At 43.9% G+C, this 21,680-nt stretch carries 25 protein-coding genes; 8 read left to right on the top strand and 17 right to left on the bottom strand.

Going from position 1 to position 21,680, the window contains the following annotated elements:
* Nucleotides 1-12: 12 nt before the first annotated feature.
* The 5 genes from LT679_RS14805 to LT679_RS14785 all read right to left on the bottom strand — a co-directional run bounded on the left by LT679_RS14805 (nucleotide 13) and on the right by LT679_RS14785 (nucleotide 4,037).
* Nucleotides 13-1,851, bottom strand: a complete 1,839-nt coding sequence (locus tag LT679_RS14805) for a DNA polymerase III subunit gamma/tau (RefSeq protein ID WP_232178379.1) — start codon at nucleotides 1,849-1,851, stop codon at nucleotides 13-15.
* Nucleotides 1,852-2,034: 183 nt separating this feature from the next.
* Nucleotides 2,035-2,430, bottom strand: a complete 396-nt coding sequence (locus LT679_RS14800; protein WP_232178378.1) for a DUF1801 domain-containing protein — start codon at nucleotides 2,428-2,430, stop codon at nucleotides 2,035-2,037.
* Between the two features lie 76 nt (nucleotides 2,431-2,506).
* Nucleotides 2,507-2,749, bottom strand: coding sequence for a hypothetical protein (locus LT679_RS14795; protein WP_232178377.1), 243 nt, complete (start codon nucleotides 2,747-2,749; stop codon nucleotides 2,507-2,509).
* A gap of 46 nt (nucleotides 2,750-2,795) precedes the next feature.
* On the bottom strand, nucleotides 2,796-3,407 hold the full coding sequence (locus LT679_RS14790; protein ID WP_232178376.1) for a hypothetical protein: 612 nt from the start codon (nucleotides 3,405-3,407) through the stop codon (nucleotides 2,796-2,798).
* A 12-nt stretch (nucleotides 3,408-3,419) separates the two neighbouring features.
* The gene (locus LT679_RS14785; RefSeq protein ID WP_232178375.1) at nucleotides 3,420-4,037 is read right to left on the bottom strand and encodes a hypothetical protein; all 618 of its coding nucleotides are present in this window, start codon (nucleotides 4,035-4,037) and stop codon (nucleotides 3,420-3,422) included.
* Between the two features lie 156 nt (nucleotides 4,038-4,193).
* On the opposite strand from LT679_RS14785, the gene rpsF reads away from it, so the two are divergent.
* From rpsF to LT679_RS14760, 5 genes are all read left to right on the top strand, one after another.
* Nucleotides 4,194-4,559 (top strand): 30S ribosomal protein S6, encoded by a 366-nt coding sequence (gene rpsF / locus LT679_RS14780; RefSeq protein ID WP_228950138.1) that lies wholly within the window; start codon nucleotides 4,194-4,196, stop codon nucleotides 4,557-4,559.
* Entirely contained in the window at nucleotides 4,559-4,822 is a 264-nt protein-coding gene (gene rpsR / locus LT679_RS14775; protein ID WP_095705209.1) for a 30S ribosomal protein S18, read from the top strand. The genes rpsF and rpsR overlap by 1 nt, the downstream gene beginning before the upstream one ends.
* A 17-nt stretch (nucleotides 4,823-4,839) precedes the next feature.
* Nucleotides 4,840-5,283 carry a 50S ribosomal protein L9 gene (rplI, locus tag LT679_RS14770; RefSeq protein WP_232178374.1) on the top strand — a complete coding sequence of 148 codons (444 nt, stop codon included), beginning with the start codon at nucleotides 4,840-4,842 and terminating at the stop codon, nucleotides 5,281-5,283.
* Between the two features lie 118 nt (nucleotides 5,284-5,401).
* Nucleotides 5,402-5,947, top strand: coding sequence for a monofunctional biosynthetic peptidoglycan transglycosylase (gene mtgA, locus LT679_RS14765; RefSeq protein ID WP_317206548.1), 546 nt, complete (start codon nucleotides 5,402-5,404; stop codon nucleotides 5,945-5,947).
* A 434-nt stretch (nucleotides 5,948-6,381) separates the two neighbouring features.
* On the top strand, nucleotides 6,382-6,714 hold the full coding sequence (locus tag LT679_RS14760; RefSeq protein WP_232178373.1) for a PH domain-containing protein: 333 nt from the start codon (nucleotides 6,382-6,384) through the stop codon (nucleotides 6,712-6,714).
* A gap of 1 nt (nucleotide 6,715) precedes the next feature.
* Here the strand turns inward: LT679_RS14760 and LT679_RS14755 are convergent, their stop codons facing one another.
* The 3 genes from LT679_RS14755 to LT679_RS14745 form a co-directional block, all read right to left on the bottom strand.
* Nucleotides 6,716-7,189 (bottom strand): hypothetical protein, encoded by a 474-nt coding sequence (locus LT679_RS14755; RefSeq protein WP_232178372.1) that lies wholly within the window; start codon nucleotides 7,187-7,189, stop codon nucleotides 6,716-6,718.
* A gap of 14 nt (nucleotides 7,190-7,203) precedes the next feature.
* Nucleotides 7,204-7,845 carry a YdeI/OmpD-associated family protein gene (locus tag LT679_RS14750; RefSeq protein WP_232178371.1) on the bottom strand — a complete coding sequence of 214 codons (642 nt, stop codon included), beginning with the start codon at nucleotides 7,843-7,845 and terminating at the stop codon, nucleotides 7,204-7,206.
* Nucleotides 7,846-7,986: 141 nt separating this feature from the next.
* Nucleotides 7,987-8,460 (bottom strand): ABC transporter ATPase, encoded by a 474-nt coding sequence (locus LT679_RS14745; RefSeq protein ID WP_232178370.1) that lies wholly within the window; start codon nucleotides 8,458-8,460, stop codon nucleotides 7,987-7,989.
* Between the two features lie 46 nt (nucleotides 8,461-8,506).
* Between LT679_RS14745 and LT679_RS14740 the strand changes: the two genes are divergently transcribed.
* Nucleotides 8,507-8,992 (top strand): hypothetical protein, encoded by a 486-nt coding sequence (locus tag LT679_RS14740; RefSeq protein ID WP_232178369.1) that lies wholly within the window; start codon nucleotides 8,507-8,509, stop codon nucleotides 8,990-8,992.
* Between the two features lie 4 nt (nucleotides 8,993-8,996).
* Here LT679_RS14740 and LT679_RS14735 read toward each other — a convergent pair whose 3' ends face one another.
* The 3 genes from LT679_RS14735 to LT679_RS14725 form a co-directional block, all read right to left on the bottom strand.
* Complete coding sequence (locus LT679_RS14735; protein ID WP_232178368.1) at nucleotides 8,997-11,378, bottom strand: PAS domain-containing protein; 2,382 nt, start codon at nucleotides 11,376-11,378, stop codon at nucleotides 8,997-8,999.
* 71 nt (nucleotides 11,379-11,449) lie between these two features.
* Complete coding sequence (locus LT679_RS14730) at nucleotides 11,450-11,818, bottom strand: response regulator (protein WP_232178367.1); 369 nt, start codon at nucleotides 11,816-11,818, stop codon at nucleotides 11,450-11,452.
* A gap of 122 nt (nucleotides 11,819-11,940) precedes the next feature.
* Nucleotides 11,941-12,510: a thymidine kinase gene (locus LT679_RS14725; RefSeq protein WP_317206547.1), complete on the bottom strand. Its 570-nt coding sequence runs from the start codon at nucleotides 12,508-12,510 to the stop codon at nucleotides 11,941-11,943.
* Between the two features lie 74 nt (nucleotides 12,511-12,584).
* Here LT679_RS14725 and LT679_RS14720 point away from each other — a divergent pair, with 74 nt between their 5' ends.
* Nucleotides 12,585-13,757, top strand: coding sequence for a hypothetical protein (locus LT679_RS14720; protein ID WP_232178366.1), 1,173 nt, complete (start codon nucleotides 12,585-12,587; stop codon nucleotides 13,755-13,757).
* Between the two features lie 29 nt (nucleotides 13,758-13,786).
* Entirely contained in the window at nucleotides 13,787-14,170 is a 384-nt protein-coding gene (locus tag LT679_RS14715; protein WP_232178365.1) for a hypothetical protein, read from the top strand.
* Between the two features lie 119 nt (nucleotides 14,171-14,289).
* Here the strand turns inward: LT679_RS14715 and rodA are convergent, their stop codons facing one another.
* The 6 genes from rodA to purH form a co-directional block, all read right to left on the bottom strand.
* Nucleotides 14,290-15,558: a rod shape-determining protein RodA gene (rodA, locus tag LT679_RS14710; protein ID WP_232178364.1), complete on the bottom strand. Its 1,269-nt coding sequence runs from the start codon at nucleotides 15,556-15,558 to the stop codon at nucleotides 14,290-14,292.
* Complete coding sequence (mrdA, locus tag LT679_RS14705) at nucleotides 15,551-17,545, bottom strand: penicillin-binding protein 2 (protein WP_232178363.1); 1,995 nt, start codon at nucleotides 17,543-17,545, stop codon at nucleotides 15,551-15,553. Before mrdA ends, rodA begins: the two co-directional genes overlap by 8 nt.
* Nucleotides 17,546-18,061: a rod shape-determining protein MreD gene (locus tag LT679_RS14700; RefSeq protein ID WP_232178362.1), complete on the bottom strand. Its 516-nt coding sequence runs from the start codon at nucleotides 18,059-18,061 to the stop codon at nucleotides 17,546-17,548. It lies immediately after the preceding gene.
* Nucleotides 18,054-18,887: a rod shape-determining protein MreC gene (mreC, locus tag LT679_RS14695; protein ID WP_232178361.1), complete on the bottom strand. Its 834-nt coding sequence runs from the start codon at nucleotides 18,885-18,887 to the stop codon at nucleotides 18,054-18,056. The genes LT679_RS14700 and mreC overlap by 8 nt, the downstream gene beginning before the upstream one ends.
* 83 nt (nucleotides 18,888-18,970) lie before the next feature.
* A complete protein-coding gene (locus tag LT679_RS14690) occupies nucleotides 18,971-19,993 on the bottom strand; it encodes a rod shape-determining protein (protein ID WP_194100907.1) in 1,023 nt (340 codons plus the stop codon).
* 96 nt (nucleotides 19,994-20,089) lie between these two features.
* A complete protein-coding gene (purH, locus tag LT679_RS14685; RefSeq protein WP_232178360.1) occupies nucleotides 20,090-21,616 on the bottom strand; it encodes a bifunctional phosphoribosylaminoimidazolecarboxamide formyltransferase/IMP cyclohydrolase in 1,527 nt (508 codons plus the stop codon).
* Between the last annotated feature and the right edge of the window lie 64 nt (nucleotides 21,617-21,680).

Raw genomic sequence — 21,680 nt, 5'->3', positions numbered from 1 at the left:
TAGTGAAGAAGGTTAATCTATCTCCAGATTAAGCTTATTTTTCAACTCTACCAACTGTGGGTTTTTGGCGGCCATGTACTGAAAAATCTCTTTTGCGCCGTAAGGCTTGCGGTTGGCCTGTAATTCGTCAAAACGGGTGGTGATATCCAGGTCAAAATTTTTAAGATTACTGCGCAGGTAGTTCAATAAAAACGGTCGCTCATCCCGTAAAGAGGCTTCCTGAACTTTAGTTTCAATCACTACCTCATAAAGTACCGGGTTAAGCATTGTGGGTTTACCTGTAAATATGGTAGCCAGTATCTTTTTGCCTTCTGCCTTTATACGTTCGCCATACAAACTCCAGTAGTGTAAAAACTGTTCCTGGGTAAAGGCTTCCTTGTCATCGCCTTTCAGGTAAGGGTCTTCCTCTTCTACGGCCACGTCATCAAGTGCGCTCAAATTATTAAGCGATGGTATTTTGATGGACGTTGACGGTGAATGCAGATTAGGTATAAACACCTTTGGTTTTTCAGCAGGTGGCGGGGCTGCAGTTTGTGCCTGCGTAACTGCGCGTGCAGGCTCCGGTTTTGGCGCAACAACCGGTGGCGTAGCTACCGGCGGCGTTTTAATGGCATTGTAGCTTACCGGGTTTTCGCTTACAATATTTACCGGAGTACTTTCAGCAGGTTTGCTTACCGGCGCGTTAACGGTTATTGCTGGGGTATCAGGTTTTTTTTTTACCTCCCCTTCGGGCAGTGGCGCGTTGGCGGCGCTAAACATGGCGGGTAAATGGCACATTTTTAACAAGGCCAGTTCTACCTGCAAACGCTGGTTTTTGCTGAGCTTATAACTCAAGTCGCACTGGTTGGCGATATTTAAGGCTGATAGCAGGAACGATACCGGTGCCGCCTGCGATTGCTGCAAATAACGGTTACGAATATTCTCGCTCACCTCAAGCAGCTTTAAAGTTGATGTGTCTTTACCCACAAGCAGGTTGCGCAAATGTTCGGAAAGGCCTGATATAAAATGTGCACCGTCAAAACCCTTGCTTAGTATTTCGTCAAACAGCAGCAGCGTTTTTGCGCTGTCGCCTGCTAACAGGCTGTCGGTTACGTTAAAGTAGTAATCATAATCCAGTATATTCAGGTTATTGATCACCGATGAATAGGTTACATTGGCGCCCGAAAAACTTACAATCTGATCAAACATGGAAAGCGCGTCGCGCAAGCCGCCATCAGCTTTCTGGGCGATAATGTGCAGGCCATCCGGCTCATAATTTACCTTTTCTTTTTGCGCGATGGATGCCAGGTGGGCTGCCATATCCTCTACGCGAATGCGGTTAAAATCAAATATCTGGCAACGCGATAAAATGGTTGGCAGTATCTTGTGCTTTTCGGTAGTGGCTAATATAAAAATGGCATAATTAGGTGGTTCCTCCAACGTTTTCAGGAAGGCGTTGAACGCCGCCTGCGATAGCATGTGCACCTCATCAATAATATATACCTTGTAACGCGCGGCCTGTGGCGGTATGCGCACCTGGTCTATCAGGCTGCGGATGTCATCAACAGAGTTGTTTGATGCCGCGTCAAGCTCGTGGATGTTAAAAGAATTTCCGTTCATAAACGAGCGGCATGAGTCGCAGGTGCCGCAAGCTTCGCCATTAGGCTGCAAATTCTGGCAGTTTATGGTTTTGGCCAGTATACGCGCACAAGTGGTTTTACCCACACCACGCGGGCCGCAAAACAAAAATGCCTGCGCCAGTTGGTTGTTCTTGATAGCGTTTTTGAGGGTGTTGGTTATATGCTGCTGGCCAACAACGGTTTCAAAAGTAGCCGGGCGGTATTTACGTGCCGAAACTATAAAATTCTCCACAGCCATAAAGGTAGCTAAAAACTTTGGGAACGATAAACAGGTGTTGGTAAAATTAGGAGTGCTATAAACTTCACCCAGCCTTCTCCTTTAGGAGAGGAGGCTGAAAATTAATAAACATGGGATGACAGCATATATTGTTTTAAGCGATTGTTCTATCCTCTGTAGGATAGGAGCGGGAGAATGTTACTTCAACCTTTCTAGAACGCCCCGGCGTTTTACAATGTTTTTATAATCCCACTGTATATCGCGGGCCTTGCTGAGCCAGCGTTGCAGATCTTTAATGTTTATTTGTGATGCCGATGTGTACCGTGCCTCGGCGGCTTTGAATTTGCCCTCGTTTTGCAGGCCGGCTTCCTCAAACGTCTGTCCGCTCCAAAACAGCAGGCGAACATTGCCTTTAAGTTTGCTGTAACCGGCCACCGGGTTGCCATCCAAAAACCAAACAGGATGCGCGTGCCATATCCTGGATTCAGCTTCAGGCAAATTATCCGAAATGGCCTTAGCAAGCAGGCCGCAGATCTCCTGATCGGCAGGTGCCAGCTGGTTGTTATAATCCTGTATTTGTCGCGGAATAGCCATTTGCTTTTCAGGTTTAATGAGATAGTAAAGCTACTCACGCTTCCTGCAAAAAGCAAATGGCATGTTTTAAAAGTGTTTATTGCAGGTCATCATCCGGCAAGTGGTCGTCATCATCTTCGTCTATCCCGTCCCAATCGTTATCACGACGAATGCGGCTGATCTCGCTTTGCGACTCGATCAGGTCATCAAATTCCTCATCCTCTTCGTCATCCCAATCGCCTTCATAACCGTCGTCACCGCCCGGGGTGAGTATAATAGTGTTGATTATAATGCCGGTTGCCGGATGCTTAATATTGTTTACAGGTGTTTGTGTTTGCATGGTTTAAATACTATAACACAAACATGCAAAATTGGCTCAAGATTTTTTATAGTACTTCAATGCCTTTAATTTCTTTTACTTTATAATAACCTTTTGCTGCGGGCAAGTAAACTTCTAACTCTTTCCAGGTGATACTTAGCTTTTTGCCATTGGGTAACGAGCCGGCATTCATGAATTTTTCAGAATCAGGAAACTGCTCAAGCCAAATAAATGATTTTTCGCTGCCGTTCTCTGCTATTACAACATAATTAAAGCCTTTGTTATCTATCCTTTTAAATACACCCGTAGTTTTTTGCAGTTCAACTTCTTCCTCTTCATCGTCCATTAAAATAGCAAGCTTCATAAATGATCCGCATTTTTGCAACATTAAGTTTTTGCCTATCATTTCGCCTAAAGCGCTACTGTTGTCATCGCTGGTTAAATCAACGCCTTCTTCTTCGGCTACTTCAATCAATTGGTCAGCATGGCTCGCAAAACAATTCATAAAGGCTTTATTGGCGTCGTCGCTGTTGCTTATCTTACCAAAATCAAGTTTCGAAATACAATCGCACAACGAGTCGAGCATTTTTTGTTGTTTTGGTCCAATTTTTTTTTGAGCCCTTGCATCGCCGGCTATTATCAGCAATGCAAACACGGGTAGTAGTAATATATATCTCATAATTGTATTTTATTATTTGATTGAAATGCCGGTTATCTCTTTTACTTTGTAGTATCCCTTTGCGGCTGGCAGGTAAACTTCCACATCAACCCAATTTAGTGATATTTTTTTACCAACAAGCGCTGACGCGGGCTTCATTAACTCTTCAGAACCGGGAAATTGTTTATACCAGATAAAAGATTTTTCACTTCCGTTCTCACTTAAAACAACATAATTGAAGCCCTTTACGTCAAAACGTTTAAACGTGCCGGCTGTAATACCTCCCGATATTTCATTCTTGGCGGCTTTTTCAGCGAGCAAAAGAGATAATTTTAAAAAACTGCTGCATTTTTGCTTTGCCAGGATTTGGGCTATCTCGATACCAAGAGTTCGCATCTGCTCTATATTATTCATGTCATAACCCTTCTCTTGTGCCACATTTTGCAGCAACGGTAAGTTTTGCCCGATACAACCAGTATACTCCTGTAAGGCTTGTTGTTTGGTGTTGATCTTGCTCATATCGAGTTTTGAAACACAATTGCACAAACTATCAGTAAGTACCTGTTGCGCTGCGGTAAGATTAGTGGTTTGTGCTGAGGCGGTAAAGGTTAGGGCTGATAAAATCAGCAGCAGGGGTAAATTTTTTTTCATTTGATTAAAAGTTCAGGTTGTTAAATCCTTGTGTGCTGCAAATATATGATAAGCGCCTTAAACTAATTATTAACTTATTGAATATTTGACCAATTGAAAAAAACTTATTACTTTTGCAGCCCCGTTAATAGCGGGTAAAAACAAATTAATAAACAAATGCAACAGTACGAAACCGTAGTAATTCTTACCCCGTTGCTGTCAGAAGAAGTAGCGAAAGAGGCGATTGCCAAATTCACTAAGATCTTAACTGATGGCGGAGCCGAAATTGTCCAGGAGGATAATTGGGGTTTGAAAAAATTAGCGTACCCTATTCAAAAGAAAACAACAGGGTATTATCACTTAACTGAATACAAGGCTCCGGGTGATTTAATCAACAAATTGGAAATTGAATTCAGACGTGATGAGCGCGTTATGCGTTTCCTGACCATTGCATTGGACAAACACGCCATTGCTTATAACGAGAAGAAACGTAGCGGTGCTTTCAACCAAAAGAAAACTAAAACAGAGGAGGCAGCAGGCTAATGGCAAACGATCAGATTAAATACGTTACCGCTCCAAAAGTGGAGGATAACCGTAAAAAATACTGCCGTTTTAAAAAGAACGGTATCAAGTATATCGATTACAAGGATGCTAACTTCCTTTTAAAATTTGTTAATGATCAGGGTAAAGTATTACCTCGCCGTTTAACAGGTACTTCATTAAAGTTTCAGCGTAAAGTAGCGCAGGCTGTTAAGCGTGCACGCCACATCGGTTTGTTACCTTACGTTACAGATTCACTTAAATAATCAGGAGGTAAGAAGTAATGGAACTTATTTTAAAACAAGATGTAAAAAACCTTGGCGATAAAGACGACGTAGTGAGCGTTAAGCCGGGTTATGGCCGTAACTACCTTATCCCTAAGGGTTATGCTATATTAGCAACAGAGTCTGCACGTAAGGTTTTAGCTGAAAACCTGAAACAAGCTCAGTTCAAACAAGAAAAAATTCGTAAAGATGCTGACGCTATTGCGGCTAAACTGGAAAGTGTAAAACTTACCATTGGCGCAAAAGCCGGCGAAACCGGAAAAATCTTCGGTGCTATCAACACTATCCAAATTGCTGATGCATTGAAAAAAGAAGGCTTCGAGGTTGACCGTCGTCGCATCACTTTCGATCAGGAACCAAAAGTACTTGGCGAATATGTAGCCAACGTTAACCTGCACAAAGAGGTTAAAGTAAAGGTTCCTTTCGAGGTAGTAGCTGAGTAAGTACCCCACCCAACCTCCCCCTAAAGGAGAGGGCTTTTAAAGGGATACTGAATAAATTAATATACAAAGGGTGTTTGGTATTTACCGGGCACCCTTTGTTTTGTAATTTGCTTTTTTTATGAAGCGTAAGCGTATTGTTAAAAATAGTATTGTAAGGCTTTTATTACGAATAGTTAAGCTGGCCCTTATACTTTTTGTGGGTGCAAGCTTGTTTGGCGTGCTGCTGTTCAGATTCATCAACCCGCCTTTTACCTGGCTGATGATTGAGCGGGGGTTTGAACGTAAGGCCGCAGGCAAGGAGTGGAAAATAGACAATGACTGGAAGGACTTTGACGAAATATCTGACAATATGAAGCGTGCTGCCGTGGCCGCCGAGGATCAGTTATTCCTGGAGCATCACGGATTTGACTTTCATGCTATAGAGAAAGCCATCAATAAAAATATGCACAGCAAAAAGCTCATGGGTGGCAGTACCATTACCCAGCAAACTGCTAAAAATGTGTTTTTATGGCAAGGCCGGTCATTATTACGTAAAGGATTAGAGGCCTGGTTTACCATACTGATTGAGGCATTTTGGAGCAAAGAACGCATAATGGAAGTTTACCTCAATGTAATTGAAATGGGCGATGGTATATACGGTGCCGAAGCCGCGTCGCAGGCATAATTCCATAAACCGGCATCCAAATTAACGCAACGGCAAGCTGCGGCCATAGCATCTATATTTCCAAGTCCGTTAAAATGGTCGGCTACCAAACCAAGCAAGTATGTGAGGCACCGGCAGTTTCTGATACGCAAAAACATGCGCAGGCTGGGGCCTTTGAGTTTTTAAAGTATATATTAGTGGTATACTAAGCCCAATCTTATCATGATTATAATACTGACCTGAGCCTTAATCACGAAATACAAGCTGAAATATTACCTGGTGAAAAACAACTTTGGATAGGAAAACCAAAATCGGGCATTAAATTTCGTAAATCAGATATTTTACTTATTCCGTTTAGTATTTTTTGGGCCGGGTTTGCTGTTTTTTGGTTTGTGACAGCTATAATGTCAGAGGCTCCCTTTCCCTTTGCGCTATTTGGAATTCCGTTTATATGTATGGGAATTTATATCACCGTTGGGCGATTCTTTTATGATAGCTACAAACGTGGCAAAACGCTATATGCTGTAACGGATAAACGCATCATCATTAAAAAGGGTGGCATTAAAGGGCAAACAGTTACGCTGAATATAAAGAGCCTGCAAGATATAAGCATTAACGAGAAGCCGGACGGTAGCGGCACAATCACTTTTAATAATAATAATTCCTTCCCGTCATTCTTAGGCCAATCTAGCTGGCCTGGTGTTAAAAGAACTCAGGCGCCTGCGTTTGAATTTATTAACGATGTGCGTACAGTATATAACCTGGTAATTAAACAACAAATTTCCTGAGCTAAGCAGTGAGTATCTGCTTAAATTGGCCTATAGCCTTATTACGCGCCATAATATACAGGCCATGTATAAAAAGCCGAAAGGCTGCTGCCCCGAATATCAGAAGTAGAAAGGGTAGGGGCGAAAATACATAGGTTGACCTTAGCAGATCGGGCACAACAGCTACCGCTGATATTACTACCATCCAGATAATCACTAACCATAAAAACGCCCTTTGTGTGCGGGTTTCAATATCAATGTGGGTATTGTTTTTACCGTTGCCGCGGGTTAGCTTACCATGCAGGGTGCAGGCCACCCCAATGGCTGATGATGATATAATGTAAAACTCATCCAACTCAATATTACCAATAAATGCTTTGTCGGTTTTTTCGCGTATCAGGCTTTTTTTAATGAGTGTATTGCTGATGAGCCTTTGCCGTACATCAGCAACGGATAGGTTTGAAGTAAAGTGAAACGAGTTTCGTCCAAATGCCATGTATAAGATGTGTACTATTTTTGATACTTCCAATTGCGCTGTTTGCCTTCGCTTATCCATTCAATAGCCTGTTCCAGGCGCTTTTGCAGGGTAGCTTCGGTTTTGGCTTCGGTAAACCAGGTAATGTATTCTTTTTTGGCTGATGGGCTGAACTTCTCAAACACGGCCATAGCCTGCGGATTCTGAGTAAGCAGCTCCATAAAGTAGGCAGGTGTTTCTACTGTTACCGGCGCTTTAATTGCGGCTGGCTTTTTAACCGCTGGCTTCTTCTCTTCCTGCGCGTTAATGGCAATCATTTCGGCAATGTATCCCATCAGTATCTCATCGCTCGGAAGATCGGCCAAACTCGTGATCTTGCCAAAGCTACCTGCGCCGCTGCCCTCTTCCTCCTGCAATACCTTATGCGAGTCGCTCAACCGGCTGCTTTTCCAAAAGCCGAAAGCACAATGCTGCTTGAACGCGGCCATGTAGCAAACCGGGCCGTTGCATTCAAAAAACGGCATACTCCACTTGGTAGTTTCTGCAATTTCGGGTACCGTACGATGTACCAGATCGCGCAGATGCATCAATATGGGTTTTGCAAAATCGGCAGCCTTATCAATATAGGCATCTATGCGAGGATCGTAAGTTGACATGGAGGTATGGTGATTAGTCATTGATCAATAGTCATTGCTAATGGTGGTTGATCAATGATCATTAGTCATTTTAATTGATCAGTAACACTTATAAAGGTACTAAATAGATAGTAAAGCAAAATCTATAACCAATAAAAATGACTAATGACAACTGACCAATGCTTATTGACCAAACACCCTGGCATGCCAGCTGGCTTTAAAGGGCACTTCCCAATTTGTATTCAGCTCGGCGACATTTTTGGCGAGGTTGTTGAAAACTATCGTATCTGTATTAACAGTGCCTTGCTTTATCAACTCCTCAAATTCATTACGGTTGGCAGATAATATATCATCACCGTCGCGGTAAGCCAGGTTAAAGCGGTCGAAAAGATTGATATTATATTGCTGCTCTAATTGCTGCATAAAACGCACTGATTTATCTATCGAGCATCCGCTGGCGCCTGCCGCTTCTTCGTCAACAATCAGTATTAAAAAGCGGTTGTAACGCACTTCACCCGTTGCTTTGAGCTGGTTGTTATGCGCTGTCCATATGTTGGTAAATTCTATTAAACTTTTTTGTATATCAATCGTTTCAGCATCAGATAATTGCCTGTTCGACTGGTATATCCACACTCTTGAATGTTCAGGAAACTGCATATGCAAAGTTATTAATTTGTTAATTTAGATACCGGATTTTGTTGTCATGTTAAAACCACATCTGCACGGCGCGGTAAAGTATATTGTAACGGGCTTGTTGCTGCTGGCCAGCAATGTTAATTATGGCTTTGATCCTGACGTATCGGAGCTTAAGATGTTGGGCTGGGGAAACAAATGCCTTACCCAGTGCTTTGATGCTGATGCTACCGGAAAGCTGAAGAAATGGGAGCTAACCCTCAACGCTAATGCATTTATTCGCCTACGCAGAACTTATCAAAACGGTAAACTCGAGTATTTTTCCTTCCAACTGCAACGTTTGGATGATATTGATTACCTGGGTACTGTGAAAGCCGGAACAATAAAATTGCGCACAACCGATATGGACATAATCGTGCAAACTTATAACGACCGTAAGGGAGGAGATGTGGATAGCATGGCGTCGGTGCTATCTATCCCTGTTAAAAATATGGAGCCCGAGAAGCTGGACAGCCTGCGCAACGTTTTGCTTTATTTTAAGAATCGGAATATGTAAGTACTTACGTAAGCGGTAACTCAAAACTGAAGGTAGTGCCCTTGCTAATTTCGCTATCAACCCAAATGCGGCCTTTATGGTAGCGTAAAATCTCCGAACATAGGTATAGGCCGATACCAAAGCCCGCGATAGTTTTAGTGTGCGGACTGCTCACCCGGTAAAAGCGGTCGAACAGACGTTCCATATCCGCAGGTTTAATGCCTATGCCTTCGTCCTTAACGGAAACCAATACGCTACTTTGCTGATGTTGACAGGTAATTAAAATGTTGCTGCCCCGCGGAGAATATTTGGTAGCGTTGCTGATGAGGTTATTAAGCACCTGGCCGATCTTCTCACGGTCAGCGTTAATATTTACCGGGCAATCATCCTCTAATACGATGTTATGTGAGTCCAGTGTTATCTCTGCTTCCTCAATAGCTTCTTTAATCAGGTTATTGAGGTTAAATTCTTCAATATCAAGGTTTATTTTGCCCGACTCCAATCTGGCCACATCAAGAAAACCTTTTATAAGCGTGTTCATTTTATTTACCTGCAACAGCGATTTATCAAGCGCGGCGGCGGTAAAGTTATCATTGTTTTTGAGTGCCTTGGCTTGCAGCACCTGTGTATAGGCCTTTAGCGATGTGAGCGGAGTTTTAAGTTCGTGACTTACCATGGCGATGAAGTCGTTTTTGCGCTGTTCGTCTTCTTTTTTATCGGTAATGTCAAGCACAATACCTAAAAAGCGTTGCGGCTTGTCATTCTCGTCAAAAAACACCTTCCCTTTGGCGCTTACCCATCTTAACTTTCCATCCTCAAAGCCAACGGTGCGGTATTCAACATCGTAATTACCATCACTTGCGGCTTTGTTAAATGATAGGTTGATCACTTGGATAACCCTTTCCCTGTCATCCGGATGCAGGCCCATCACAAAATCATATTCGTAAGTAACCGGGTTACTATGCGATACGCCAAACAACGTACGGCATCTTTCATCCCAATCCAGTGTGCCCTTAACCAAATCCATATCAAATGTACCCAGTTGGGCGGCGTCGGCTGCCATGCGGCCACGCTCTTGTTCGTGCAGTATTTGCCGCCTTGAGTGAACCCTATCTGTAATATCATTAACGGTAGCTAATATGGCTTCCACGTTGCCGTCGGCATCGAATAGCGGGTCATAGCTAAAATCAAGGTGGTATTTCACAATGGATCCATCGGGCATCGCCACATCGGCTGTAGTTTCATCCATACCGAAAGGCTGGCCTGTATCAAATACGCGTTGCAACATATCCGGGAATGGCTGGCCTATCAACTCCGGGAATATTTCTAACAGGCGTTTACCTGTAACCTGGTCTACATCCCGGTTCCAGATGGTAAGCATGTTCTCGTTAGCTATCTCGATGATGAGTTCGCGGCCTTTCAAAATAGTCATGCCGATAGGTGAGGTCATTACCATGCGGTTAAGGCGGTGCTCACTTTTTTCAATTTCCCGGCGTGCGTTAATTTGCTCGGTAACTTCAGTAGCAATCACCATTACGCTCATGGTATTGCCGCTTCCATCTTTTAACGGGTGATATACAAAGTTAAAATAGGCGTGCTCCAGCTTGCCATTACGCACTAATGATGCCTTGGTTTCACTGCCGTAAAAAGGTATGCCGGTGGTGTATACGTCATCCAGCAGTTGTAAAAAAGGTTGTCCTTCGAGTTCAGGCAGCGCTACGCTCAATGGCTTGTCAATCACACTGGCATCCTTGCCCCAAATGTCAAGTATATACGAGTTGGCTGTATCAATTATTAAGTCGCGGCCATCAAGTACGGCGATGGCTACCGGCGCCTGTTGCACCATGCCCCTAAACCAGGCTTCGTTTTCAGCAAGCGACTGGTTAAGCAGCTGCAGGTTATCGTATGATTCCTTCAGCTCCTCGTTAGTAGCCAGCAATTCCTCGTTAGATGCGGAAAGTTCTTCATTTATAGCGGCCAGTTCATCCGTTAAGTCCTTTTCACGTTGCTGGGCATCACTCATTTGCTGCTGATGTAAAACTTCTTCGGTTACATCCACAGCGGTATGTAAAATACAATGCATTTCACCCGATGGGTGTTTGATGGCACGGTATTCAAAGTCAAAGTAAAACGTTTCCAGCTTGCCGTCAATAAGCAATTCGGCAGGAGTATTACTATCTGTATAAGTGGTGCCTGTAAGCCAAACGTTGCGTAGGATATCTAAAAATGGCTGCCCTTGTAGTTCCGGTACCGCCTCAGCAAGTGTTTTACCGATAACACTGCGGTCTTTACCCCAAAAATTTATCATTGCGTCGTTAGCGAACTCAATTACCGTATTTTCAGTAGTATAAATTGCTGTAGCGTTTCTTGATAAGCAGAGTATTTCCAGCAGCTGTTGGCTGTTCATTAGTAATTGGGATTGTTAGGCTAATATATAAAAATAGATCAGCTTGCTTCATGTTAAACTGAGCAAATTAATCAGGCGGTAAATTTGTTAACCAGGCTGATCAGTTCATTAACATCAAACGGTTTCATCAAAAAGGCGTCGGCCAATCCGGCCTCGGCAATTTCTTTAACATTACTCACTGCCGATATGATGATTACGGGTATGTGGCTTGTTGCAGGGTTGCTCTTAAGCTCTTTACTAAGCTGCTGTCCGTTGGCATCGCTCTTCCACTCAGTAAGCCAGTTATCAAGCAGGATGATGTCCGGCTTTTCGGTATCTACTGATTTCAGTAGTTTTGAACTTTCAGACGAACGTACCTCGAAGCCTTCTTCTTCAAGTACATAAACAATAGTCTCGCGAATATCGCGGTCATCCTCAATCACAAATACCTTTTTAGCCATGGTTTAGAGCAGTAAATACCTCAATTAATTGGCAGACTCACGTAGCCTGCCATTGTTAATTACTGCTTATAACAATTGATGCAGGGCTTTTTGTTTGAGGTAACGGCATAAAAAAACCGCGTTTAGCTAAAATAGCAATTGCGGCAGCGTGGCTCGTAGTGGTCGGTTTCGCCCAGCATTATTTTTTCTTCGTTTGGAGCCAGCCTGTACGAGAATGATGCCGGGCTACCACATTTTACGCAAACGGCGTGTAGCTTGGTAACCGATTCGGCCACTGCCATAAGTGAAGGGATAGGGCCAAAGGGCCTGCCTTTAAAATCCATATCTAACCCGGCCACAATTACCCTTACGCCGCGGTTGGCTAAAGTATTGCAAACCTCAACCAGGTCGGCATCAAAAAACTGAGCCTCGTCAATAGCCACCACCTGCTCATTGTTGTAAAATAGCAGTATAGATGCTGAGTTATCGATAGAGACACAAGGGAAACTCTGCATGTTGTGCGATACTACGGCGTTCTCATCATAGCGGGTATCCGTTTTAGGTTTAAATATCTGCACGCTTAGTTTGGCAATACGTGCGCGGTTTAAACGGCGCATCAGCTCCTCGGTTTTACCCGAAAACATTGACCCGCAAATTACCTCAATACTTCCACCTTTTTCGTTATTCCGCTTGAAAATTTCCTCGTTAAACACGCTTTTTGACAGTTAATTCGGAAACTAATATCAGTATTTAATGTTATTTTTGATAGATAATATTATAACAAGCTATGAAGCAACAGGATGTATTTAACAAGATAGGCGCTATATTAAATGAACTTACTGAACAATACGATTACCTGAAAAAAGATACTTCGCAACTTAATGAGCTTGAACTGGAACTGTTTGTGGCCAACGCCCACTTTTTAATGGATCATGCCGACATACTCCGAAAAATAAATGCACAGGCAGCCACTATAACGCACAACCCGGCGTTACCGCAACCTGAACCTGTTAAGGTGAGGGTTGAGCATTTGGTTGAAGTACCAGCCCCTGATTTTACCAATTATAATACACCGGCGCGGCAGGAAGAAGAAAAGATAGAAACAAATTTAACGCCCGAGCCATCAGCTACAGAAACAGCTAACGAGGAAACAGACGAGGTAGTTGAGCCGGTTACTGAAGAAAAGCCAGAACCTGTTCAGCCTGTTTTTGAACAGCCGTTAGTTGAAAAACCGGCAGAAGTGCACGAGCAAAAGTTTTTTGAGCCTGTAGTGCAGCAACTGCGCCCGGTTGTAACTAACGAACTGAAGGATACGCCGAAAGCAATTGAATATACCGAGGATGAGGAAAGCACTCAACCAAACGACCATACGACAATTGATGCAGACGGTACCATACGCCACGAGCTGGTGATTGATGATGCCGATGGCTGGGAAGATGAAGAGCAGCCGATTGAAGAGCCTGAACTGTTCGAGGAAGACGAGGTGATTAAAGTGGAAGCAGAAGAGCCGGCCGCTGAACCTAAAGAACCTGTTTATCTAGCTGAGCCACCTGCTGAACCTGTTACTGTAGAACTGGCGCCTGTAAAAACTGCTAAAGAAGAATTGCCACCGGTAGTCATCGCGCAAACTATAGCCGTTGATGATAAAAAGGACGAGCAGGTGTTTACCATAAACCAGCGTATATCAGTACAGATGGCAGACAAGGGTACGCCGTCCGCACCGCCAATCAGCGATCTTAAATCAGCTATTACGCTGAACGACAAATTGCTTTATGTGCAGGACCTGTTTAATGGCTACAGCCTGGCCTATAGCGAGGCTATTGATATACTTAACCGCTTTACCAGCTTTGCCGAGGCGGAGCGCTTTTTAACAGCCAACTATGTAACCAAAAATAACTGGCAAAATAAACCCGCTACCGCCGAAAAATTTTATGCCTTGCTAAAAAGGCGGTACGCGTAAACAACAAACTAAACCTTACACTTAAAAAAATGAAAAAAATCACGCTATTCCTTTTTGGATTGATCGCTATTTTCCTTATGAGTTGCAGCGGCTCAGATGCCTACCGTGGCGAATGGAAGGGTATGACACCAAGCGGCGAAAAGGTAAAGATCACTTTTGAAGCCAAAAAATTCACCATTAAAGACAGTACACAGAAAGGTAAGACCTACGATTATACCCAAAATTCTGTGAGTATAAAGAACGGTGTTAAAACCTATGGCATAAAGCTTGGCGACGGCCGTGGTTACCGCGTTCACTTCCCGGTGGCAGGTAATGAAAGTATCGGGATTATCCTGGCTGAGAGCGGAACCATATTATATTCCATCAGCCGTAAGGATTATACTAAGATTGATGATATTTATAGCTTGAAGTAATTGAATAACTTTTTGACAAGGCAAATAAATAACATTTAAGATCAAGCGTATTGATTTTTATTTTAAGACTTGTTTTGTCAGAATTCGAGCCTCAGCGGGGTCACATCTATCTGACTTGTTTAATAAGTATACCCAGTTCTATTAGAATCCAGCTTAAGCAATATAAAAAGCAGGGCTGTAAAGCTGATTAAGGACGACCCACCATAACTGATGAAGGGTAGGGGGATGCCGATAACGGGCATTAAGCCAATAGTCATGGCGATATTAATAATGACGTGGAAGAATATGATCGATGCCACGCCGTAGCCATATATACGGGAGAATGCCATGTGCTGCCGCTCGGCAATATGGATAACCCGTAGCAGCAGGAAAAGGTATAGTCCGATTACAATTATTGAGCCCACAAAGCCCCATTCCTCGCCAACGGTGCAAAAGATGAAATCGGTACTTTGCTCGGGTACGAAAGAGTATTTAGTTTGTGTGCCCTTCAGATAGCCCTTACCCCATAGCTGACCCGAACCAATGGCAATTTTAGATTGATTAACGTTATACCCTGCTCCGCGTGGATCAAAGGTTATACCCAGCAACTCATCAATACGGGCGCGCTGGTGATCCTGCAATACATTGGTGTAAAGCGGTTTTACAGCCAGCACAAAACCTAACGAGCCTACTATCCATACCAGTAATCCGAAAATAAATTTACGGTTTCGCAGGTTGAAAAATACCAATAAAGCACCAATTACTGCAATGCCGGCTACCATTAACCATTGATTTACCAGGAGCGACAATATAAACAGCGCTGCCGTTAAAGCGATGATAATTAAAAAATACGGCGATAATCCTTCGCGATACAAAACGAATATCAATGAGCAAAATACCAGTGTTGAACCGGTATCCGGCTGCAGCATAATCAACGCCATGGGGAGCACAATGATGCCGGCAGTGATAAAAAAGGACTCGGTATCAGTTATCTTGATGTTAGTGCCGCTTAGGTATTTGGCTAACAATAGTACTGTAGCCAGTTTGGCGAACTCCGATGGCTGTAGCCTGAAGCCGCCGCCAAGCGGAATCCAGGCCTGGTTGCCGCCAACATTACGGCCTATAACCAATACAAGGATGAGCAGCAATACCGTAACGATATATATAGGCGGTGCCAGCGCGCTAAAAAAGCGGTAATCAAGCAACAGAATGATCATGGCCATTACCAGTGATACTATGATGAAGATAAATTGCTTGCCATAATTGGTAGTCAGGTCAACCATGCTACGGTGCTCTTCGTCATAAACAGCTGCATGTATATTAAACCAGCCGATGGTGCACAGGCATAAATAGATTAGTATAGTAACCCAATCAATGTTGCGGAAAAAGCCACGCTCGTTGCTACTCATCTTCTCTCCTTATCGCTTGATTGGCGTAATAAACGGCAGGCGCAGGTTTCTTTGCTTTACGCTTAGCTGCCTTTAAAACCGGTTGTGGTTTATCGGCGCTGTCGGCTTTGCCTTTCTTAAGGGTGTCAGCCTTTGCAGGCTTGGCCTCTTTTATCTTACTTCCTTTTGGTGGCGGCAACAGGTTGGCGTTTACAATATATTCAACCTGGGCTTTGGGCTTGGTAATGGTATCACGCAAATATTGCTCAACCATGTAACTGGCAATAGGCGCCGCCCATGATGATCCGTAACCTGCATTTTCAACCACCACCGCAATAGCTATCTTTGGTGTATCTCTTGGCGCGAAGGCCACAAATATAGAGTGATTTTTACCATGCGGGTTTTGTACGGTACCGGTTTTACCGCACATAATAATGCCCGGTATACGCGCGGCAGCAGCGGTACCATGGTCAACCACCTGTTGCATGCCATCTATAACGGGCTCAAAGTATTGCTCGTCAACACCAACGTAATTGCGTTCGGTGTATTCTTTTTTAATAACGTCCTTGTCGCCTATGGCCTTAATAAGATGCGGGCGGTAGTAAAAGCCCCGGTTAGCGATAGTACATTCAATGTTTGCCAGTTGCAGGGGAGTAGCCAGTAGTTCGCCCTGCCCGATAGCCAGTGATATAATGGAGCTTGAACGCCAGCGGTTCTCACCAAATATCTTGTCATAACGTTCAGGAGCCGGTACATTGCCTCTTTTTTCGTTAGGCAAATCAACATCAAGCTTAACGCCGAAGCCGAACTTATTCACCTTGGCTTTCCAATCTATAAACGTTTGACGGGTGCGTTTTGATCCATTACGGCTAATCAGCTTGTCAAATACATTACAGAAATAAGTATTGCATGACATGGCGATAGCTTTACGCAGATCCGTAACGCCGTCAAAGTGTTCGCAACCCACCCGGTGGTTACCGGCCATGTAATAATGCGGACAAAAGAAAGTAGTTTGCGGATTTATCATGCCCTCCTGCAAGGCAATCAACCCATCCAAAGGTTTAAATGACGATCCAGGAGGATAGTAAGCCTGTATTGGCCGTATAAGTAGCGGATTGTATGGATCCTGGTACATGCGCGCCATGTTGTTGCCGCGCTCGCGGCCTACCATCATGTTCGGGTCGTATGTAGGGCTGCTCACAAAAGCCAGTATCTCCCCGGTTGATGGCTCAATGGCTACTATACTGCCTACCTTGTTGCGCATCAGCTTTTCGCCCAGTTTCTGAATATTGATATCAAGCGATGATATAAGCCTTTCACCGGCCACGGCGGCGGTATCATAGGCGCCGTTAGCATATTTGCCTTTTGGCACATTGCGCGAGTCGACCATCTGGTTTTCTACACCGCGCTGGCCCCGCAGTACCTCTTCGTAAGCTTTTTCAACACCTGTTACACCTATGTAATCGCCCAAGCGGTAATAGCCACCTGATTTTTCAATATCCTTATCGCGCACCTCGCCGGTATAACCCAAAAATTGCGCGGCTACAGAATCAGGGTAACTGCGTACCGAGCGGAGCTGGCCGTAAAACCCGGGGAAGTCAGATAGTTTTTCCTGTAATGAGCGGTACAACGAAACCGACATCTGTTTTTCAAACGTCGATGCCAGATATTTTGAATGTTTTGTTGCCTTGTCAAACCGTTTATGAAAGCCTTCCATATCAATGCCTATCAGCTTACAAAACTCAAGCGTATCAAACGGTTTTACCTGCTTGGGTATCACCATTAAATCGTAAACCGGTTCGTTTTGTACCAATATGTGGCCGTTACGGTCGAGGATAGGTCCACGGGCGGGAAAAAGTATTTTTTTTCGGATTACGTTGTTGTTGGCAAAGTACAGGTAGCGGTCGTCAACAAGCTGAATATAAAATAAACGGCCAAGCAGTATAACCATAAAGGTTATAAATATTGCTGCTATAACATACCTGCGCTCAAAAAAACTATTGTTCATTTACGCCCTTTTCTTCCTGAAAAATAATAAACCCGTAATCAACATCAAAAATACTGTAAATACAGAACTCATTAAAAAGCGGGTTAGTGTGTATTCCATCTCCGACAGGCGAAATACTTCTAAGTTGAACAGCAAAAAATGATGTACCAGTGTAATTATTAATGAATAGGTAAAAAACCACCTGAAACCCATGCTGCTCAGCGTAGGTTCGGGCTCGTTATCAAATCCATCTTTTTGTACGGTTATGCTGATGAACAGCACGCGTACAAAGGCAATTAGTACAGTTGCGGCGGCATGCAGGCCCGGGGTATCGTAAAAAGCGTCAATGCTTAAACCCATCAAAAAGGCCAGCGGAAAAAGTATGATGTTTGGCGTTTCAAACGGCAGCAGCATTACAAACAGGATGTACGGGTAGGGTACAGACAGATCGTAAACCGTTACATTCTTCAATAAAAACGCCTGTATAAATACCAGCAATATAAAGCGCAAAAAATTGGCGAATAATACCCTACTCATCAGTTTTTTGTAGGGCCTCCAATCCCTGCTGTTCCTGTGCAAATTTGTTGTTGATAACGTACACGTATTCCAGCTTACTAAAGTCCACAGAGAGTTTAACTTCCATATTCAGGAAAAAACCCCCTGTTTTCGGTTTCAGGTTACTAACTCTACCCAACGGAATACCAATAGGGAATAGCGAATGCTGATCGGTGACTACCGTATCCCCTAAATGTGGTTGAGCACTGTTGGCTACATCATATAACAACCCCTTGTGCGGATCCATGTCTTCAGCCCACATAAACGAGCCTCCCTCTTTAGATTTGGCCAGCATGGCGCTGATGCGCGTATCTTTATGTAAAAGCGAACGTATCACCGAAAAGTGCGGCGACGCCTGCATTACAATACCTACCACGCCACCATCGGCAATTACGCCCATACCTTTGGCAATGCCATTAAGGCTGCCTTTATTTATGGTGATGTAGTTCATGCGTTTGTTTACCGAGTTGTTAATAACGCGTGCCTCAATGTAGGTATATTGTTGCTTGTAAACCGTATCGTTTATCTTTTTGCGGCCGGCGGTATCAACATATAATGATGACATCAACTGGTTGCGTAGCAACGCATTTTGCCGGGCAAGGCTATCATTTATCTCTTTTAGCTTCAAATAATCGTTCACGTTGCTGATGTTGCGGTACAGGTTGCCCGTAACCTCGTTGCTGGTGTTGATGAATGAAGCCCGCTGAAAGTTATTGTAATTGACGAAAATAAACAGGGCGATACCCTCAAATATCAGGAACAGGAAAAATGCGCTATACTTAGTGATAAATATCAGTAGGTTACGCATGTGGTGAGTAGTGAGTAGTGAATGGTGGGAAATAGAAGGCGAGTGGTAAACAACTAACTGCTCACCATTCGCCATTCACTAATTTATTGCATTAAAAACTTAAAGTTGCCTATGTTTTTAAGGGCAGTACCGGTACCGCGTACTACGGCGCGCAGCGGGTCTTCGGCAACGTGAACCGGCAGCTTGGTTTTAGCGGCCACACGTTTATCAAGTCCGCGCAGTAAGGCGCCACCACCTGTAAGATAGATACCGGTTTGATAAATATCGGCTGAAAGCTCAGGAGGTGTTATCTCCAGGGCTTTTAAAATAGCTTCCTCAATTTTAGAAATTGACTTATCAAGACAATGCGCTATCTCGGTATAAGATACCATGATCTGCTTAGGCACACCGGTCATCAAATCACGGCCTTGTACGGCGAAATCGCCTGGAGGATCGGTTAGTTCAGGTAATGCCGCGCCAACCTCTATCTTGATCTTTTCGGCAGTACGCTCACCAATCATGATATTGTGCTGACGACGGATGTACTGTACTATATCAGCATCAAAGTTATCGCCCGCTACACGGATAGACTGATCGCACACGATACCTGAAAGTGCGATAACAGCGATCTCGGTAGTACCACCACCTATATCGATGATCATGTTGCCCATCGGCTCCTCAACGTCAATACCGATACCTACAGCGGCTGCCATTGGCTCGTGTATCAGGTAAACCTCTTTGGCACCGGCACGCTCGGCCGACTGGTGTACCGCACGTTTCTCCACCTCGGTAATACCCGAAGGGATACAGATAACCATACGCAACGACGGGAAGAACCAGCCCTTGCCCGAGTTGATCATCTTGATCATGCCGCGTATCATGTACTCGGCAGCATCAAAGTCGGCAATTACACCGTCTTTCAGCGGGCGGATGGTACGTATATTATCGTGGGTTTTACCTTCCATTTGCATGGCCTGGCGCCCAATGGCTATCACCTTGTTGGTTTTGCGGTCAAACGCTACTATTGATGGTTCATCAACAACAACCTTATCATTATGTATGATCAGCGTATTCGCTGTGCCTAAATCTATCGCTATCTCTTGGGTAAAAAAGTTAAACAGGCCCATTTGCTCTTTTCTTCAAATAATTTGCTGATTATAAAACTACACTAATTTAGTTGTACTTTAAAGCGTCAAATTATGATGATTATTGTGTTGCGTTAATTAATGTTTAAAGTGGCGTACACCAGTGGTAACCATCGAAATGTTTTTCTGGTTAGCCATATCTATCGAGTCCTGATCTTTAATTGAGCCACCTGGTTGCAGTACTGCTGTAATGCCAGCCTCAGCCGCCAGTTCCACGCAATCCGGGAATGGGAAGAACGCATCTGATGCCATTACCGCGCCATTTAAATCAAAGCCAAAGCTATGGGCTTTAAGTACGGCTTGCCTCAATGAGTCAACCCTTGAAGTTTGGCCCACACCGCTTGCCATCAACTGGTTGTTTTTGGCGAAGACGATGGTGTTTGATTTTGTATGCTTAACAATTTTATTGGCAAAGTACAGGTCCTTCAACTCGTGCTCATTCGGTTTACGGTTGGTAACCGCGTTCATTTGCTCAGGGCCTTCAATAACGGCATCCTTATCCTGCTCAATTACACCGTTAAGCAGTGTTTTAAATTGTTTAACAGGTAGTTCGGTGCGCTGGCGAACCAGTATGATGCGGTTCTTTTTTGATTGCAAAATGCTCACCGCTTCGTCAGTATAAGCAGGTGCTATCAATACTTCGTAAAATATTTTGCTGATTTCTTCGGCAGTAGCGGCGTCAATCTCTTCGTTAGCTATAATAACACCACCAAAAGCTGATACCGGATCGCAGGCCAGGGCATCTATCCACGCTTCTTTAATAAATGAGCGGGTAGCCACGCCACAGGCGTTAGTATGTTTAAGTATAGCAATGGTAGGCTCGGTAAATTCATCTATCAAAGCAACGGCGGCATCAACATCAACCAGGTTGTTGTATGATAATTCCTTACCGTGCAATTTGGTAAACATAGCATCAAGATTACCATAAAAAGTGCCTTGCTGATGCGGGTTTTCGCCGTAGCGTAACACCTGGCTGGTTTGTATGCTTTGTTTAAATACCGGCAATGGGTCTTCCTCGTTAAAGTAATTGAAGATAGCGGTATCGTAATGTGATGATATGTTGAAAGCGTTACGGGCAAAAGCACGGCGCTGATCAATATTGGTTTGTCCGTCCTGGGTTTTCAAGATGTTCTCTAAGGTGCCGTAATCATCTTTTGAGGCTACGATAACCACATCCTTAAAGTTTTTGGCTGCGGCACGGATCAATGAGATACCACCGATGTCGATCTTCTCGATCACATCCTCTTGCCCGGCGCCTGATTGTACGGTTTCTTCAAACGGGTACAGGTCAACAATTACCAGGTCAATCTGCGGAATGTCGTACTGGGCAAGTTGTTGTTCGTCGCTTTCAAAGCTGCGGCGGGCTAAAATGCCACCAAATACTTTGGGGTGAAGCGTTTTTACACGGCCACCCAGGATGGATGGATAGGAGGTAAGGTCTTCAACAGCTACTACGTTAACACCGAGGTTACGAATAAAGCTTTCGGTACCACCGGTTGAATAAATGGTTACCCCAAGCCTGTTTAACTCGTGAATTATCGGCTCAAGATTATCCTTGTAATAGACTGAAATTAAAGCGTTTTTTATTTGAACGGAATTGCTCATGTACTACTGCGAATTTTAAGCCGCAAAGGTAGTGATTTTTAGTGATTAGAGGTTGGTGGTTAGA

Source organism: Mucilaginibacter roseus (assembly GCF_021215455.1).
Classification (GTDB): domain Bacteria; phylum Bacteroidota; class Bacteroidia; order Sphingobacteriales; family Sphingobacteriaceae; genus Mucilaginibacter; species Mucilaginibacter roseus.
This window is presented reverse-complemented; position numbering and strand designations above follow the sequence as displayed.

Excerpts from the sequence above, each read along its gene's own strand:
- LT679_RS14800 (WP_232178378.1), bottom strand. The coding sequence starts at position 2,430 with ATGGCTATTCCGCGACAAATACAGGATTATAACAACCAGCTGGCACCT.
- LT679_RS14795 (WP_232178377.1), bottom strand. The coding sequence starts at position 2,749 with ATGCAAACACAAACACCTGTAAACAATATTAAGCATCCGGCAACCGGC.
- LT679_RS14790 (WP_232178376.1), bottom strand. The coding sequence starts at position 3,407 with ATGAGATATATATTACTACTACCCGTGTTTGCATTGCTGATAATAGCC.
- LT679_RS14785 (WP_232178375.1), bottom strand. The coding sequence starts at position 4,037 with ATGAAAAAAAATTTACCCCTGCTGCTGATTTTATCAGCCCTAACCTTT.
- rpsF (WP_228950138.1), top strand. The coding sequence starts at position 4,194 with ATGCAACAGTACGAAACCGTAGTAATTCTTACCCCGTTGCTGTCAGAA.
- rpsR (WP_095705209.1), top strand. The coding sequence starts at position 4,559 with ATGGCAAACGATCAGATTAAATACGTTACCGCTCCAAAAGTGGAGGAT.
- rplI (WP_232178374.1), top strand. The coding sequence starts at position 4,840 with ATGGAACTTATTTTAAAACAAGATGTAAAAAACCTTGGCGATAAAGAC.
- mtgA (WP_317206548.1), top strand. The coding sequence starts at position 5,402 with ATGAAGCGTAAGCGTATTGTTAAAAATAGTATTGTAAGGCTTTTATTA.
- LT679_RS14760 (WP_232178373.1), top strand. The coding sequence starts at position 6,382 with ATGGGAATTTATATCACCGTTGGGCGATTCTTTTATGATAGCTACAAA.
- LT679_RS14755 (WP_232178372.1), bottom strand. The coding sequence starts at position 7,189 with ATGGCATTTGGACGAAACTCGTTTCACTTTACTTCAAACCTATCCGTT.
- LT679_RS14750 (WP_232178371.1), bottom strand. The coding sequence starts at position 7,845 with ATGACTAATCACCATACCTCCATGTCAACTTACGATCCTCGCATAGAT.
- LT679_RS14745 (WP_232178370.1), bottom strand. The coding sequence starts at position 8,460 with ATGCAGTTTCCTGAACATTCAAGAGTGTGGATATACCAGTCGAACAGG.
- LT679_RS14740 (WP_232178369.1), top strand. The coding sequence starts at position 8,507 with ATGTTAAAACCACATCTGCACGGCGCGGTAAAGTATATTGTAACGGGC.
- LT679_RS14735 (WP_232178368.1), bottom strand. The coding sequence starts at position 11,378 with ATGAACAGCCAACAGCTGCTGGAAATACTCTGCTTATCAAGAAACGCT.
- LT679_RS14730 (WP_232178367.1), bottom strand. The coding sequence starts at position 11,818 with ATGGCTAAAAAGGTATTTGTGATTGAGGATGACCGCGATATTCGCGAG.
- LT679_RS14720 (WP_232178366.1), top strand. The coding sequence starts at position 12,585 with ATGAAGCAACAGGATGTATTTAACAAGATAGGCGCTATATTAAATGAA.
- LT679_RS14715 (WP_232178365.1), top strand. The coding sequence starts at position 13,787 with ATGAAAAAAATCACGCTATTCCTTTTTGGATTGATCGCTATTTTCCTT.
- rodA (WP_232178364.1), bottom strand. The coding sequence starts at position 15,558 with ATGAGTAGCAACGAGCGTGGCTTTTTCCGCAACATTGATTGGGTTACT.
- mrdA (WP_232178363.1), bottom strand. The coding sequence starts at position 17,545 with ATGAACAATAGTTTTTTTGAGCGCAGGTATGTTATAGCAGCAATATTT.
- LT679_RS14700 (WP_232178362.1), bottom strand. The coding sequence starts at position 18,061 with ATGAGTAGGGTATTATTCGCCAATTTTTTGCGCTTTATATTGCTGGTA.
- mreC (WP_232178361.1), bottom strand. The coding sequence starts at position 18,887 with ATGCGTAACCTACTGATATTTATCACTAAGTATAGCGCATTTTTCCTG.
- LT679_RS14690 (WP_194100907.1), bottom strand. The coding sequence starts at position 19,993 with ATGGGCCTGTTTAACTTTTTTACCCAAGAGATAGCGATAGATTTAGGC.
- purH (WP_232178360.1), bottom strand. The coding sequence starts at position 21,616 with ATGAGCAATTCCGTTCAAATAAAAAACGCTTTAATTTCAGTCTATTAC.